Genomic DNA, 13,819 nt, shown 5'->3' with positions numbered 1-13,819 from the left:
CACAGCGTGACGTTTATTATCGCGGCTCGATACAACAGCAGCGCCGACAAGCCGCCGGATCAGGGAGTTTTCTTTTAGATGTTTACCGTTTGCAAGCCCGTTGGCAAACTTGCGAAATCCGCCGCCATCCTGGCCACCGCAGCTTTTCTGGCCGCGTGCGAACCCGGCGGACTGGGCGGAGGGCCGTCGATCAACACCTCAAAGCCAGTGCCTGTTGCCCTGCTGGTGCCAGCCGGGTCCACGAATTCCGGTGACGAATCCTTGGCGCGCAGCCTGGAAAATGCGGCGCGACTGGCGATGTCCGATTTGCAGAACGTTCAGATCGATCTGCGAGTCTATGACACAGCGGGCAATGCAACAACGGCCACTGCGGTTGCGCAACAGGCTGTTGCGGATGGTGCCAAAATCATTATCGGCCCAGTTTATTCGCAAGCCGCCAACGCAGCAGGCCTTGCAGTGCTGAATGACAATGTCAACGTCCTGTCCTTTTCGAACAACACAAGTATCGCCGGGGGTAATGTTTTTGTCCTGGGCCCCACTTTTGAAAACACAGCGAACCGGTTGGTCAGCTATGCAGGCCAGCAGGGCAAAACCGGAATGGTCATTGTTCACAGCAACGATGCAGCCGGCAACCAGGGCCAAGCCGCGATTGCGGGCGCGCTGACCAACAGCCGGATCAACAATGCCGGAACGGTCGGTTATGACCGGTCGCAGCAAGGCGTGATCAATTCCGTCCCGACGATCAAGGCGACCGTGGACAATACCGGCTCTGATTCGATTTTCATGACGGCAACCACTGCCGGGGCTTTGCCCTTGCTGACGCAATTGTTGCCCGAGACCGGAGTTTCCCCGGCAACGGTCCAGTACATCGGTCTGACCCGCTGGGATATCCCGGCGCAAACGCTGGAATTGCCGGGTGTTCAGGGCGGCTGGTTCGCCCTGCCGGACCCGGCCAAGGCAACAGCGTATCGTCAGCGGTACAACAACACTTATGGTGAAGCGCCACACCCAATCAGCGGTTTGGCCTATGACGGCATCGCCGCCATTGCAGCATTGGTCAGTCAGGGAAACTCGAACGCTCTGTCCGCCGCGGCGTTGACGCAGAACGCGGGTTTCCAGGGCGTCGGAGGCATATTCCGCCTGCGTCCGAACGGTACAAACGAACGCGGTCTGGCCGTGGCCACGATCCAGAATAAACAGGTAGTAGTGATTGACCCTGCCCCACAAAGTTTCTCAGGCGCCGGATTCTGATCAACCCGTTCAGACCAGCGCGCCAGATGGCGAGCTGATCTGCCCGGCGGACGAGATTTTCGACAGCGCCGGTGTCTCGGCCCAACTGTCTGCGGCCTATGAGGCCGGTACCGACAACGCGGCCCTACGGGCTGAGACCGTGCGCGTCCTGCGTGAGGCGCAAAAGACTGGTCGCGCAGCGATTGCAGCCGCCTTTGCCCAACGGCCTTTTGATGCGCGCCCTTTAACCCGGTCCTACACCTATCTGACCGATCAACTGGTTTGCACGGCCATGCGGGTCGCCAGTGAGCATCTGCATCCGCTGGCCACCCCGACACGGGGCGAAAAGATCGCCGTGATGGCAGTGGGCGGATATGGGCGCGGGGAAATGGCGCCGTCTTCGGACGTGGATCTACTGTTCCTGACCCCCTACAAGATCACCGCCTGGGCAGAAAGTGTGATCGAATCCATGCTGTATATCCTTTGGGATCTGCGGCTGAAGGTTGGCCATTCCTCTCGCACCATAAAAGACTGCCTGCGTTTGGGGGCCGACGATTTCACCATCCGCACCGCGATGCTGGAACAGCGCTATCTGGCAGGCAACCGGGCGTTGGCAGATGAGCTGGAGCAGCGCCTGAAGGCCGATCTGTTCAAGGGCAGCGAACGAGAATTCATCGAAGCCAAACTGCAGGAACGCGACGCCCGGCATCTGAAACAGGGCCAGCGTTACATGGTCGAGCCCAACGTCAAAGAAGGCAAAGGCGGGCTGCGCGACCTGCAATCGCTGTATTGGATCGCCAAGTATATCTACGGCGTACAGGACGTGGCCGAGCTGGTGCCGCTGGGCCTGTTTACCCCGGAAGAGTTCGAAGGTTTTGTTCAGGCCGAGGATTTTCTGTGGGCCGTTCGCTCTCATCTGCATTTGATCACTGGCCGCGCAACTGAACAGCTGACATTCGATTTGCAGGTCGAGGTGGCCGACCGCATGGGATATGAAGACCGCGCCGGGCGGCGCGCGGTTGAAATTTTCATGCAACGCTATTTCCGCGAAGCAACGCGCGTTGGTGAACTGACCCGGATATTCCTGACCAAACTGGAAGCGGCCCATATGAAGGGCGCGCCAATGCTAGAGCGCATCTTTCGCCGTCGCCCCCGAGTCAAGGCAGGTTACAAGGTTGTTCACGGTAGGCTGGACGTGGCTGATCCGGACAAGTTTCTGTCCGACAAGGTCAACCTTCTGCGCCTGTTCGAAGAAGGGCTGCGCACCGGCCTGCTGATCCACCCGGACGCCATGCGGCTGGTCACGGCCAATCTGAACCTGATTGACGACGATATGCGCAACGACAAGGAAGCGCGGCGCATTTTCCTTGATCTGATGCTGAAACACGGCAACCCGGAACGCGCCCTGCGACGGATGAACGAACTGGGCGTTCTGTCAGCCTTCCTGCCCGAGTTCGAGCACATCGTGGCGATGATGCAGTTCAATATGTATCACAGTTATACGGTGGACGAGCACACCATCCAATGCATCGTCAATCTGGCTCAGATCGAACGCGGCGAACTGGTGGAATCGCTGCCGCTGGCCTCGTCCATTCTGGAGGGCGGGATCAATCGCAGGGTTCTGTATGTGGCGCTTCTGCTGCACGACATCGCTAAGGGGCGGCCCGAGGATCACTCGATCCTGGGTGCGCAGATTGCCCGTAAGGTGGCGCCGCGCCTGGGGCTGAACAAGGCGGATTCCGAAACCGTCGAATGGCTGGTCCGCTATCATCTGCTGATGTCGGATATGGCGCAGAAGCGCGACATCTCTGATCCACGAACAGTGCGCGATTTTGCAAAGGCGGTGAAGACGGTCAAACGGCTGGATTTACTGACTGTTCTGACCGTCTGCGACATTCGTGGCGTAGGGCCGAACACCTGGAACAACTGGAAAGCAACGCTACTGCGCGCCCTGCATGCCGAAACCAAGCGGGCGCTGGAAACCGGCATGGAAGACCTGAACCGCGCCAACCGTGGGGCCGAGGCCAAAAAGGCACTGCGCACTGCGTTGCTGGATTGGTCCAAAGGTGACCTCAAGACGGAAACCGGACGCCATTATGCGCCCTATTGGCAGGGCCTGAATCTGTCAGCGCATGTGGAATTCGCCGAGATGTTGCAAGCGCTGGAACTGGGTAACGACCCTGGTGGCATGGAAATCCGCCTGCATCCGGACGAAGACCGTGACGCCACCCGCGCCTGTTTCGCCATGGCCGATCACCCCGGCATCTTCTCACGCATTGCAGGAGCTCTGGCTTTGGTCGGTGCCAATGTTGTCGACGCGCGCAGCTACACCACCAAGGACGGTTATGTGACGGATGCGTTCTGGATTCAGGATGCCGAAGGCCACCCGTTCGAAGCGTCTCGCCTGCCGCGCCTGACCCAGATGATCCACAAGACCCTCAAAGGCGAGGTCGTGGCCCGCGATGCGCTGAAATCGCGCGACAAGATCAAGAAACGCGAACGCGCGTTCAATGTTCCGACGCATATCACCTTCGACAATGACGGCTCTGAAATCTACACGATCATCGAGGTCGACACCCGCGACCGCCCCGGCTTGCTTTATGATCTGGCCCGGACGCTGGCGGCGGCCAATGTCTATATCGCCAACGCAGTGATTGCGACTTATGGCGAACAGGTGGTCGACACCTTCTATGTCAAGGACATGTTCGGCCTGAAATACCATTCGGAAAGCAAACAGCGCAGCCTGGAAAGCAAACTGCGCACCGCCATCACCGAAGGCGCGGAGCGCGCGGCCTCATGAAACAGATACGGCTGTTCTCGGGCCTGTTTACGGTCGGTTTCTGGACTCTGGCCAGCCGCATTCTGGGCTTTCTGCGGGAGATTCTGCTGACTGCCTATATCGGACCCGGCCCGGTGATGGATGCATTCGTCGCGGCCTTCCGCCTGCCCAACATGTTCCGCCGGTTCTTTGCTGAAGGCGCATTCAACGCGGCCTTTGTGCCAATGTTCTCGAAACGCCTGGAAGGGGACGAAAACGCCGAAGGTTTTGCGCAGGATGCGTTCAACCTGCTGGCATTGGCCGTTTTGGCGCTTGTCGGGCTTGCGATGGCTTTTATGCCCGCGCTGGTCTGGTTGACGGCAGAAGGGTTCTATGGCGATGAGCGGTTCGATATGGCCGTCGACTACGGCTACGTCGTCTTTCCCTATATCCTGTTCATGTCGCTGGCCGCACTGTTTTCGGGCGTTCTGAACGCCACGGGTCGGTTTGCCGCCGCCGCAGCAGCACCGGTTCTATTGAACATCTTCGCCTGCTCGGCCCTTATCTTCGGCGCGCTTTCCGGGGGTGAGGTCATCCGGTGGCTGATCACCGTCATCCCAATTGCAGGCGTGGCCCAACTGGCCCTTGTCTGGATCGCGACCGAGCGGGCAGGATTTCGCATCCGCCCCGGGATGCCGCGACTGACGCCGGAAATGCGCAATCTGGTGCGTATTGCGGTCCCTGCCGCGCTGGCAATGGGCGTAACGCAGGTCAATCTGGTGGTGGGGCAACTGGTGGCCTCGAAAACAGAAAAGGCGGTGAGCTGGCTTTTCGCCGCTGACCGACTGTACCAGCTACCATTGGGTGTCGTGGGGATCGCGGTTGGTATTGTTTTGCTGCCCGACCTGTCCCGCCGCCTGCGCGCTGACGACAAAGCTGGTGCACGCAACGCGTTCTCGCGCGCGGGTGAATTCATGTTGCTGCTGACCATCCCGTCGACCGTGGCCTTTGTGATCATCCCGAACCCGCTTGTGTCGGTCCTGTTCCAGCGCGGCCAATTCACCGCCGAAGATACGACCGCAACGGCGTTGGCGGTTGCGATTTATGGTATCGGCCTGCCTGCCTTCATGCTGCAGAAACTGCTGCAGCCGCTGTTCTTCGCGCGCGAGGATACGCGATCTCCGTTTCGTTATGCATTGGTCGCCATGGTGGTGAACGCAGTTTTGGCCTTTGGGCTTTATCCGCTGGTCGGGTGGATCGCACCGGCAATCGCAACCTCAACCGCAGGCTGGGCGATGGTCGTTCTGCTGGTCATCGGCGCACGGCGAATGGGCGAGGAAGCACGGTTTGATGATCGTTTCAAACGCCGGGCGTGGCGCATAACGGCAGCCTCGGCAGGGATGGGGGTGGTCCTTTTTGCCGCGATCCATCTGTTCGGGTGGGCGTTCGAAATGTCAGGCTGGCGCTATCTGGCGTTGATCCTGCTGATCAAAGTCGCCGCGGCCAGCTATTTCTTTCTGGGGCATTTGTTCAAGGCCTTCGATATCTCGGATTTCAAACGCGCATTGCGCAGATCCTGATCAATCGCGGCGAATACGCCCAACGATCCGCGCCCAGCCTCCCGGAGCCAGAATGAAGGATAACCCAAAGCCTGTCGCGAATCCGCCCAGGTCGGCAATCCAGTCGGGCGCGCCACCAAACAGCAATCGGAACAAGAACTGAATGCCCATCAGCACGGCGATCAATTGAAAGGCCCGCGCCTGATTTTCGCCCACCAAAGACAGTTTCTTCCACAGAAGCCATGTGAACGCTCCGATCAGGCCGTAGACCGGAGGGAACCCTCCGATCAGCGGATAGGTCGGATTCAGCAACAGTGCATAAGCCAACGCGCCACCCACGCCGGACAGCACAAAGATGATCAGCATCCGAATGCCACCAAAAACCTCGGCCACCATCTTGCCCATCGCCAGAACAAAAACGCAGACGAAAATGGCCTGCGTGAAAGAGCGCGAGACAAAAGGATAGGTCACGAAACGGATGACATGTTCGATCGGCCAGCGCCCGTTCTGAATCATCCAGTCAAGAATATCGGGCGAGAAGGAATACTGCCGCAACGCATCCAGCCGCCAGCCCACCGCCGAAGGCCCACCAATCAGCCCTTTGCTGCCCAACATAAAGGCCAGCTCGATCCCCATGATGAACAGCGCCAGCGCCGCAACCACCGGCGGCAATGGGTTCACGGGCGGCACATAATGCTCACTGCTCATTGGGCGGGCCTCTCGCGGCTGTTGACGTCCCTTTGCCTCATGGGTAAGCGACGAGGGCTGATTTTTCCAGACGGGAGTTCCCTTCGATGACTGAGACCCAATTCACGCCGCGCGTGTTTTCCGGCATCCAGCCTTCGGGAAACCTGCACCTTGGCAACTACCTGGGTGCGCTCAAGCGTTTTGTGGATATGCAGGGCGACGAGTATGAGACCATTTACTGCATGGTCGACCTGCACGCGATCACTGTCTGGCAAGACCCGGATCGTCTGCGTGAAAAAACCCGCGAAGTTTGCGCGGGCTTTATCGCGGCTGGTCTGGACCCGGAAAAGTCGATCCTGTTCAACCAGAGCCAGGTGGCCGAGCACACTCAATTGGCGTGGATTTTCAACTGCGTCGCCCGGATGGGCTGGATGCAGCGGATGACTCAGTTCAAGGACAAAGCGGGCAAGAATTCACAGAACGCCGCGTTGGGCTTGTTTGCCTATCCGGCGCTGATGGCGGCCGATATTCTGGTCTACCACGCGACCCATGTGCCGGTTGGCGAAGACCAGAAACAGCATCTGGAACTGACCCGCGACATCGCGATCAAGTTCAACCACGACTATGGTGTGGATTTCTTTCCTGTGACTGAGCCTGTCATCGGTGGCCCGGCACCGCGCGTGATGAATCTGCGGGACGGGTCGCGGAAAATGTCGTCCTCTGACCCCTCGGACATGAGCAGGATCAACATGACCGACGACACCGACACCATCGCCAAGAAAATCCGCAAGGCGAAGACGGACCCGGATGCCCTGCCATCAGAAATCGATGGTCTGGCGGATCGCCCCGAGGCGCGAAATCTGGTTAGCATCTATGCCGCGCTCAGCGATCAGACCTCGGAACAGGTTCTGGCCGAGGTCGGCGGCAAGCAATTTGGTGAGTTCAAACCGATGCTGGCTGAATTGGCGGTCGAGAAACTGTCGCCGATTTCGTCTGAAATGGCCCGGTTGATGGGCGAAGAGGCCGAGATTGACCGGATTCTGGCCCGAGGTGCGGAACGGGCACGGGCGATAGCGGCCCCGATCTTGCAGCAGACCTACGAAATCGTGGGTATGGTCGGCGCAAAATAGCGCTGATTGCGCTGGACGTTGCCTCAACGCCTTCCTAGGTTTGCCTCAAAGCTTGGGAGGGCGTCATGGCGGTTGGAAAGAATATCCGCACCTATTTCGAAGGGCAGTGGCACGACGGGGATGCTCCGATCATGCGGGCTGCCGATCATGGATCGTGGCTGGGTTCATCGGTTTTCGACGGCGCGCGGTTTTTTGACGGGGTGACGCCGGATCTGGACGCCCATTGCGCGCGGATCAACAACTCGGCCAAAGCGATGATGCTGACGCCAACCGTGTCACCGGACGAAATGGTCGAAATCGTCCGGGACGGCTTGCAGGCCTACGCCCCCGATACGGCGGTCTACATTCGGCCGATGTATTGGGGCATAGACGGGGACGTTACGGCGATTATCCCGCAGGAAAACAGCACCGGGTTTGCGATCTGTCTGGAAGAGATTCCGATGGCGCCTGAGACAGCCAATGCCACATTGACCACAACACGATTCCGCCGCCCACTTCTGGAATCTTCGGTAGTAAACGCCAAGGCCGGTTGCCTTTATCCAAACAACGCCAGAATGCTGCAAGAGGCGCGCTCCAAAGGGTTTTCGAACGCTCTGGTTGCGGATGCGATGGGACATGTTGCAGAAACCGCCACCACCAATATCTTCATGGTGCGCGACGGCGAGGTGTTTACGCCTATTCCCAACGGCACCTTCCTCGCCGGTATCACCCGCGCCCGGCACATAGAGAATCTGCGCGCCGATGGCGTGACCGTGCACGAAGCGGTTCTGAGTTTCGATGATTTCCACGACGCCGACGAAGTGTTCATGTCCGGCAACATGAGCAAGGTCACCCCCGTCACAGCGCTGGACGATACACAATATCAGGTCGGACCCATTGCCCGCCGTGTTCGGGAAATGTACTGGGATTGGGCTGCAAGTACCCGCTAGCAGTCTCTGTTCCAGTTGCCAGCGCACAAACCGTCGGGCATGATCCCCGAAAATAATGAGGATAGTCATGCGCAAATTCCTTGTCGTTCTGGACGATAGCCGAGAATGCCTGAACGCAATGCGCTTTGCCGCGATGCGTGCGGCCCATACCGGCGGCGGCGTTACCATCCTTTCGGTCATCCCACCGGATGAGTTCAACCATTGGATTGGCGTGGCCGAAGTCATGCGTGAAGAATCGCGCGAACGTATTCATGCCCATTTCGAGGTTTTCGCCAAATGGATGCGCGACAAACAGAATATCGAGCCTGAGCTGGCCATTCGCGAGGGCGACCCGGTGCCTCAGATCATCGAGCACGTTCAGTCCGACCCCGAAATCGGTGTTCTGGTGTTGGGCGCCGGCACTGACAAGAAAGGGCCCGGACCGCTGGTGACACAGCTGACCAAGAACTCGGGCAGCCTGCCGATCCCGATTACTATTGTCCCGGGCGATCTGAGCAAGGAAAAGCTGGAAGCGATCACGTAAAGGACCGCGCGAGTGGGCAAGCAAATCCAGTTCTGGTTCGATTTTGCCTCGACCTATTCGTATCTCAGCGCGATGCGGATCGAGCGGGATGCCAAAGCACATGGTGTAAGCGTGTCGTGGCAACCTTTCCTGCTGGGCCCGATCTTTGCGGAACAGGGGTGGAACAATTCTCCGTTCAACATATACCCGGCCAAAGGGCGATACATGAAGCGTGATATGGAAAGGCTGTGCGCCGAACGCAATCTGCCTCTGCGCCGTCCCGAAGAGTTCCCGCAAAACAGCCTGAAAGCGGCCCGCGCCGCGATTGCCATCGAATCTTCGGACCAACGGGCAGATTTCGTGCGTGCTGTTTTTACGGCCCAGTTTGGGTCCGGCCGGAATATTTCTGACGATGCTGTGTTGACCGAGTGTCTTGTTGAGGCAGATACACCTGCGGAACTGCTGATCCGAACACAGGATAAGGACATCAAAACCGCCCTCTTTGCGCAGGTTGACCAGGCCAAGGCGCTGGGCATTTTTGGTGCGCCAAGCTTTGTGGTCGGGGATGAACTGTTCTGGGGCGACGACAGGCTTGATAGTGCGATTTCTCTGGCCGCTGAAATTTAGAACGGTTCCAAATCTTGACTTCCCGGGCCCTGACGCGCATATCAGAGGCAACCTAAACGGAGCCGCGCCATGTTCATCCAGACCGAATCCACACCCAACCCGGCCACTTTGAAATTCCTGCCCGGTCAGACGGTTCTGGACGCAGGAACCGCTGACTTCCCATCGGCAGAAGCGGCGGAAAAATCACCGCTCGCCCAGCGTATCTTTGGTGTAAACGGGGTAACCGGCGTATTCTTCGGCAATGACTTCGTCACAGTAACCAAATCGGATGACGTGCAGTGGGATCACATCAAGCCCGCCATTCTGGGCGCGGTGATGGAGCATTATCAGTCCGGCCAGCCCGTCATGGGTGCCGGTGCTGCTGCGGCCTCGGGGCACGCGGAGCATTCTGGTGAAGACGCGGAAATCGTCAATCAGATCAAAGACCTGCTGGACAGCCGCGTACGTCCGGCAGTGGCGCAGGATGGTGGCGATATCACGTTCCACGGCTTCGACCGCGGTGTCGTGTACCTGCACATGCAAGGGGCCTGCGCGGGTTGCCCCTCTTCGACCCTGACCCTGAAAATGGGCATCGAGAACTTGCTACGTCACTACATACCTGAAGTGACCGAGGTTCGTCCGGTTGCCGTCTGACCCTACAGTACTGGCATTTGACACATCGGCCGCGCATTGCGCGGCCGCTTTGCTGCGTGGCGGCCAGATCACGGTATCACGGGCCGAGGCGATGACACGCGGGCAGGCTGAACGCCTGATGCCATTGCTGGAAGAGGTTTTGGCAGAGGCCGGATGCACCTGGCAGGACCTGGACGCTGTTGGTGTCGGCACGGGGCCGGGCAATTTTACCGGTATCCGCATCTCGGTTTCTGCGGCGCGGGGACTTGCGCTGGGCCTTGGTGTGCCCGCCATCGGGGTCGATGGCTTTGACGCGCTAGCCAACCTTGCCCCCGAAGGGCAGGTTCCGGCGATCCGCGCACCTCGTGAACAGGCCTATGTCCGTTTGCCGGGGGAAGAACCCAAACTGATTTCGACTGAAACGCCCCAACTGCCAGCCGCGCTGTACTATTGCGAAGACCCCGAGACTCAAGCCAGGTCCATTGCCAAAATCGCGACCCGGCGGATCGGGACACAAATCGAAGCCCCGGCACCGTTATATGTCAGACCAGCCGACGCCGCTCCGTCGAAAGACGTTCCACCGATATTGCTGGACGGATGACCCTACAAGAGATGGCCCAAACCCACGCGGCGGCATTTACCAGGTCGCGCCCGTGGACAGCAGAAGAGTTCAGCGATCTGTTGAACAACCCCTTTACGCAAGCCATCGGGGATGCGCGATGCTTCGCGCTGATCAAGGTTATCGCAGATGAGGCCGAGCTTCTGACCATTGCGACTCACCCCGATCATCAACGTCAGGGACTGGCGCGAGAATGCATGACGGCTTGGCATTTGGCGGCACAGAGCCAAGGCGCAACACGCGCCTTTCTTGACGTCGCGGCGGATAATCACCCCGCAATCGCATTGTATCAAGCTTGCCATTATTCGGCATGCGGGCGCCGAAAAGCCTATTACCGCCGAAAAAACGGTCCAAATGTGGATGCAATCGTCATGGAATGCGCCCTGGACCGGCCTTAAGCGCATTTTTCTGGACCGCTTGGTCAAATTTCTGTTGACCCTTCCTGTTGCAAACGGCCTTAATTCCCGCCATCACAACAGTTATGCTCGCTCTGAGTGGGTGATCGGGGCTATCTTGACCCCGGACCAACTATAACAAAACGGGAGTAAGAAATGACCCTGATGAAATCCTTGATGGGTGCCGCTGCTGCTGTCGCTCTGACCGCAGGGGCTGCCATGGCCGAGCCGGCCTTGATCTTTGATCTGGGTGGCAAGTTCGACAAATCGTTTAACGAAGCCGCACATAATGGTGCCACGCGTTGGGCCGAGGAAACCGGCGGCACGTATCGCGAAATCGAACTGCAATCCGAAGCCCAGCGCGAGCAGGCCCTGCGCCGCTTTGCCGAAGCGGGCGCGAACCCGATCGTCACCATGGGCTTTGCCATGGCCGATCCACTGTCCGCCGTAGCTGGCGATTACCCGGACACCAAATTCGTCGCGGTTGACGTGACTTGGCTGGACGCCCCGAACATTCGCCAGATCGGTTTTGCCGAGCATGAGGGCTCGTACCTGGTCGGCATGATGGCTGCGATGGCGTCCGAGTCGGGAACTGTCGGCTTTATTGGCGGCATGGATATCCCGCTGATCCGTCACTTTGGCTGTGGCTACGCGCAGGGCGCGAAGGCTGTGAACCCGGATATCGAAGTGGTCGCCAACATGACCGGCACAACGCCGGCAGCGTGGAACGACCCTGTGAAAGGCTCGGAACTGACCAAGGCGCAGATCAGCCAGGGTGCTGATGTCATCTATGCCGCCGCTGGTGGCACCGGCGTTGGTGTTTTGCAAACCGCAGCCGACGAAGGCATCCTGTCGATCGGCGTGGACAGCAATCAGAATCACCTGCATCCGGGCAAGGTTCTGACCTCGATGCTGAAACGTGTGGACGTTGCCGTCTATGACGCGATGAGCGCGGGCGAAAACCTTGAAACCGGGGTCTTTGCCATGGGTCTGGCCGAAGAAGGCGTTGGCGTTGCGATGGACGAAAACAACGCATCGCTGGTTTCCGACGATATGAAAGCCGCAGTCGACAAGGCGCGCGACGACATCATCGCCGGGAACGTGGCCGTTGTCAGCTATTACGAGAATGACAGCTGCCCGGCATTGCAATTCTAAGACACAAGCGAGGCGGGGGTTTCCTCCGCCTCGTCTTCGTTCTGCCGCATCTTTCACGCGGCCCTTTCGGCAATTGAGGACACGACATGACCGTCCCCGCCATTGAGCTCAAAGGGATTTCCAAAGCCTTTGGGCCGGTTCAGGCCAACAAAGACATTTCCATCAGCGTCGCCCCCGGAACGATCCATGGGATCATCGGTGAAAACGGTGCGGGCAAGTCCACGCTGATGAGCATCCTTTACGGCTTTTACAAAGCCGACAAAGGCGAGATCTGGATCAACGGTACAAAGACCGAGATCCCTGACAGCCAGGCGGCCATCGCCTCGGGCATCGGGATGGTCTTCCAACATTTCAAACTGGTCGAGAATTTCACTGTTCTGGAAAACATCGTACTGGGCGCGGAAGACGGCGGGCTGTTAGCCCCGTCTTTGTCCAAAGCCCGTAAGGAACTGAAAGAGCTGGAAGAAGAATACGAGCTGTTCGTAGACCCAGACAAGCGCATTGATGAGATCGGTGTGGGCATGCAGCAGCGTGTCGAGATTCTGAAGGCCCTGTATCGCAAGGCTGAAATTCTGATTCTGGACGAGCCCACCGGTGTGCTGACACCTGCCGAGGCAGATCAGTTGTTCCGTATCCTCGACCGTCTGCGGGCCGAGGGGAAAACGATCATTGTGATCACCCACAAACTGCGCGAGATCATGGAGAACACCGACACCGTGTCGGTCATGCGGCGCGGGCAGATGACGGCAACAGTCAAAACCGCCGAGACCAGCCCGGAAGAGCTGGCCGAACTGATGGTGGGCCGCAAGGTTCTGTTGCAGGTCGACAAGGTTCCGGCCCAACCCGGCAAACCCATTCTTGAAGTCGAAAATCTGCGGGTCTTCGATCAAGCCGGTGTCGAGCGGGTCAAGGGCATTGATCTGACGGTCCGTGCCGGAGAGATTGTCGGCATCGCGGGCGTGGCCGGTAATGGCCAGTCGGAGCTTTTGGAAGTTCTGGGTGGAATGCGCCCTGGCCAGGGATCAATCAGGTTGAACGGTGCACCGTTGGCGCTGAGCGGTACGGGGTCAGACGGTCAGGCACGGCGCGCGCAACATATTGCCCACGTCCCCGAAGACCGCCAACGCGAAGGTCTGATCATGGATTTCCATGCGTGGGAGAACGTGGCCTTTGGCTATCACCGTGATCCTGCCTATCAACGCGGCATCTTCATGGACAACGCGGCCCTGCGTGCTGATACCGATGCCAAGATGGAAAAGTTCGACGTGCGCCCGCCCAATGGATGGCTGACGGCCAAAAGCTTTTCAGGCGGCAACCAGCAGAAAATCGTTGTCGCGCGCGAGATTGAGCGCAACCCGGATCTATTGCTGGTCGGTCAGCCGACCCGTGGCGTCGACATTGGCGCAATCGAATTTATTCACAAGCAGATTGTTGCCTTGCGCGACCAAGGCAAAGCGATTCTGTTGGTCTCGGTTGAATTGGAAGAAATCTTCTCACTCTCCGACCGGATCGCGGTAATGTTTGACGGGCACATCATGGGCGAACGCCTGCCAAATGAAACAGACGAAAAAGAACTGGGCCTGCTGATGGCCGGTGTTGCAGGAGAGGCCGCGTAA

The 13,819-nt window shown here is 58.7% G+C and carries 13 protein-coding genes; 12 read left to right on the top strand and 1 reads right to left on the bottom strand.

The features are described 5' to 3' along the window. Positions 1 to 78 precede the first annotated feature (78 nt). The 3 genes from ACP0GE_RS13355 to murJ are packed head-to-tail and all read left to right on the top strand — an operon-like array spanning position 79 to position 5,568. A complete protein-coding gene (locus tag ACP0GE_RS13355; RefSeq protein WP_424832424.1) occupies positions 79 to 1,251 on the top strand; it encodes a penicillin-binding protein activator in 1,173 nt (390 codons plus the stop codon). Further along, entirely contained in the window at positions 1,211 to 4,030 is a 2,820-nt protein-coding gene (locus tag ACP0GE_RS13350; protein WP_424832423.1) for a [protein-PII] uridylyltransferase, read from the top strand. Before ACP0GE_RS13355 ends, ACP0GE_RS13350 begins: the two co-directional genes overlap by 41 nt. Beyond that, positions 4,027 to 5,568 (top strand): murein biosynthesis integral membrane protein MurJ, encoded by a 1,542-nt coding sequence (gene murJ / locus ACP0GE_RS13345; protein WP_424832422.1) that lies wholly within the window; start codon positions 4,027 to 4,029, stop codon positions 5,566 to 5,568. Before ACP0GE_RS13350 ends, murJ begins: the two co-directional genes overlap by 4 nt. Here the strand turns inward: murJ and ACP0GE_RS13340 are convergent, their stop codons facing one another. Beyond that, positions 5,569 to 6,255, bottom strand: a complete 687-nt coding sequence (locus ACP0GE_RS13340) for a rhomboid family intramembrane serine protease (RefSeq protein ID WP_424832421.1) — start codon at positions 6,253 to 6,255, stop codon at positions 5,569 to 5,571. An 86-nt stretch (positions 6,256 to 6,341) separates the two neighbouring features. Here ACP0GE_RS13340 and trpS point away from each other — a divergent pair, with 86 nt between their 5' ends. From trpS to ACP0GE_RS13295, 9 genes are all read left to right on the top strand, one after another. Next, positions 6,342 to 7,364, top strand: coding sequence for a tryptophan--tRNA ligase (gene trpS, locus ACP0GE_RS13335; RefSeq protein ID WP_424832420.1), 1,023 nt, complete (start codon positions 6,342 to 6,344; stop codon positions 7,362 to 7,364). Positions 7,365 to 7,429: 65 nt separating this feature from the next. Next, on the top strand, positions 7,430 to 8,293 hold the full coding sequence (locus tag ACP0GE_RS13330; protein ID WP_424832419.1) for a branched-chain amino acid aminotransferase: 864 nt from the start codon (positions 7,430 to 7,432) through the stop codon (positions 8,291 to 8,293). Positions 8,294 to 8,360: 67 nt separating this feature from the next. Then, on the top strand, positions 8,361 to 8,816 hold the full coding sequence (locus tag ACP0GE_RS13325; RefSeq protein WP_424832418.1) for a universal stress protein: 456 nt from the start codon (positions 8,361 to 8,363) through the stop codon (positions 8,814 to 8,816). A gap of 12 nt (positions 8,817 to 8,828) precedes the next feature. Next, a complete protein-coding gene (locus ACP0GE_RS13320) occupies positions 8,829 to 9,422 on the top strand; it encodes a 2-hydroxychromene-2-carboxylate isomerase (RefSeq protein WP_424832417.1) in 594 nt (197 codons plus the stop codon). A 69-nt stretch (positions 9,423 to 9,491) separates the two neighbouring features. Further along, positions 9,492 to 10,055 (top strand): NifU family protein, encoded by a 564-nt coding sequence (locus ACP0GE_RS13315; RefSeq protein ID WP_424832416.1) that lies wholly within the window; start codon positions 9,492 to 9,494, stop codon positions 10,053 to 10,055. Then, positions 10,045 to 10,635 carry a tRNA (adenosine(37)-N6)-threonylcarbamoyltransferase complex dimerization subunit type 1 TsaB gene (gene tsaB / locus ACP0GE_RS13310; protein WP_424832415.1) on the top strand — a complete coding sequence of 197 codons (591 nt, stop codon included), beginning with the start codon at positions 10,045 to 10,047 and terminating at the stop codon, positions 10,633 to 10,635. The genes ACP0GE_RS13315 and tsaB overlap by 11 nt, the downstream gene beginning before the upstream one ends. After that, the gene (locus ACP0GE_RS13305) at positions 10,632 to 11,051 is read left to right on the top strand and encodes a GNAT family N-acetyltransferase (protein ID WP_424832414.1); all 420 of its coding nucleotides are present in this window, start codon (positions 10,632 to 10,634) and stop codon (positions 11,049 to 11,051) included. Before tsaB ends, ACP0GE_RS13305 begins: the two co-directional genes overlap by 4 nt. Before the next feature lie 153 nt (positions 11,052 to 11,204). Beyond that, the gene (locus tag ACP0GE_RS13300; protein WP_424832413.1) at positions 11,205 to 12,203 is read left to right on the top strand and encodes a BMP family lipoprotein; all 999 of its coding nucleotides are present in this window, start codon (positions 11,205 to 11,207) and stop codon (positions 12,201 to 12,203) included. Between the two features lie 86 nt (positions 12,204 to 12,289). Next, positions 12,290 to 13,819, top strand: a complete 1,530-nt coding sequence (locus ACP0GE_RS13295; RefSeq protein WP_424832412.1) for an ABC transporter ATP-binding protein — start codon at positions 12,290 to 12,292, stop codon at positions 13,817 to 13,819.

Origin of the sequence: Ruegeria sp. (assembly GCF_965243365.1) — a bacterium.
Taxonomy (GTDB): Bacteria; Pseudomonadota; Alphaproteobacteria; order Rhodobacterales; family Rhodobacteraceae; genus Ruegeria.
The sequence above is the reverse complement of the archived record's forward strand: the minus strand, read 5'-3'. Positions and strand labels throughout refer to the sequence as shown.

Excerpts from the sequence above, each read along its gene's own strand:
- ACP0GE_RS13355 (WP_424832424.1), top strand. The coding sequence starts at position 79 with ATGTTTACCGTTTGCAAGCCCGTTGGCAAACTTGCGAAATCCGCCGCC.
- ACP0GE_RS13300 (WP_424832413.1), top strand. The coding sequence starts at position 11,205 with ATGACCCTGATGAAATCCTTGATGGGTGCCGCTGCTGCTGTCGCTCTG.
- murJ (WP_424832422.1), top strand. The coding sequence starts at position 4,027 with ATGAAACAGATACGGCTGTTCTCGGGCCTGTTTACGGTCGGTTTCTGG.
- ACP0GE_RS13330 (WP_424832419.1), top strand. The coding sequence starts at position 7,430 with ATGGCGGTTGGAAAGAATATCCGCACCTATTTCGAAGGGCAGTGGCAC.
- ACP0GE_RS13295 (WP_424832412.1), top strand. The coding sequence starts at position 12,290 with ATGACCGTCCCCGCCATTGAGCTCAAAGGGATTTCCAAAGCCTTTGGG.
- ACP0GE_RS13325 (WP_424832418.1), top strand. The coding sequence starts at position 8,361 with ATGCGCAAATTCCTTGTCGTTCTGGACGATAGCCGAGAATGCCTGAAC.
- ACP0GE_RS13315 (WP_424832416.1), top strand. The coding sequence starts at position 9,492 with ATGTTCATCCAGACCGAATCCACACCCAACCCGGCCACTTTGAAATTC.
- ACP0GE_RS13305 (WP_424832414.1), top strand. The coding sequence starts at position 10,632 with ATGACCCTACAAGAGATGGCCCAAACCCACGCGGCGGCATTTACCAGG.
- ACP0GE_RS13340 (WP_424832421.1), bottom strand. The coding sequence starts at position 6,255 with ATGAGCAGTGAGCATTATGTGCCGCCCGTGAACCCATTGCCGCCGGTG.
- trpS (WP_424832420.1), top strand. The coding sequence starts at position 6,342 with ATGACTGAGACCCAATTCACGCCGCGCGTGTTTTCCGGCATCCAGCCT.